General features: G+C 62.6%; 1 protein-coding gene. It reads right to left on the bottom strand.

Going from position 1 to position 926, the window contains the following annotated elements; translation table 11 throughout:
- A partial coding sequence (locus tag HK26_RS13060; RefSeq protein WP_307772215.1) for a 1-deoxy-D-xylulose-5-phosphate synthase N-terminal domain-containing protein occupies nt 1–926 on the bottom strand: 926 nt, incomplete at both ends.

Raw genomic sequence — 926 nt, forward strand, 5'->3', positions numbered from 1 at the left:
GCCCCCACCAGACCGGCACGGTCAATGGCAAAGCGGACCGGCAGGTTCTGGAGCACCACATCGTGCATGACCTGATCATACGCACGCTGGAGGAAGGTGGAGTAAATGGCGCAGAACGGGCGCAGCCCTTCGGTGGCCATGCCTGCGGCAAAGGTAACAGCGTGCTGCTCGGCAATCCCTACGTCAAAAAACCGGTCGGGGTAGTTCTTGGCAAAGGCATCCAGCCCCGTGCCGGACGGCATGGCGGCGGTCACGGCGGTCAGCCGTCTGTCGGTCTGGGCGCGGCGCACCAGCTCACGTGCAAATACGGAGGTGTAGCTGGGCGGGCCAGCAGGGCCTTTTTTCTGCTCACCGGTAATGACGTTGAACTTGGCCACAGCGTGGTATTTGTCGCCCGCGTTTTCTGCCGGGCGGTAGCCGTGCCCTTTTTCGGTAATGACATGGAGCAGGATCGGGCCTTTGTCCGTGTCACGCAGGTTGCGCAGGATGTTGACCAGTTGCGGCAGGTCATGCCCGTCCACGGGGCCGACGTAGTAAAAGCCCAACTCCTCGAACAGGGTGCCGCCCGTAATCATGCCGCGGGCATATTCGTCCGCCTTGCGGGCGGTGCGCTCGACCGGGGCTGGCAGTTTTTTGACAAACTTGCCCGCCAGTTCGCGCAGCTCCATGAACTTGCGTGAGGACATGAGGCGCGAGAGGTAGTTGGACATGGCCCCCACAGGCGGGGCGATGGACATTTCGTTATCGTTGAGAATAACGATCAGCCGCTCCGCACCCGGGCCTGCCACGGCGGCGTTGTTCATGGCCTCATACGCCATACCGGCGGAAATGGAGCCATCACCGATCACGGCAATCACGTTGCGTTCACGGTAGGCGGGGTCATCTTCGGCGCGCAGGTGGTGGGCCACGGCCATGCCAAGCCCTGC

It is taken from the genome of Acetobacter okinawensis, from assembly GCF_002153655.1.
GTDB lineage: Bacteria > Pseudomonadota > Alphaproteobacteria > Acetobacterales > Acetobacteraceae > Acetobacter > Acetobacter okinawensis_A.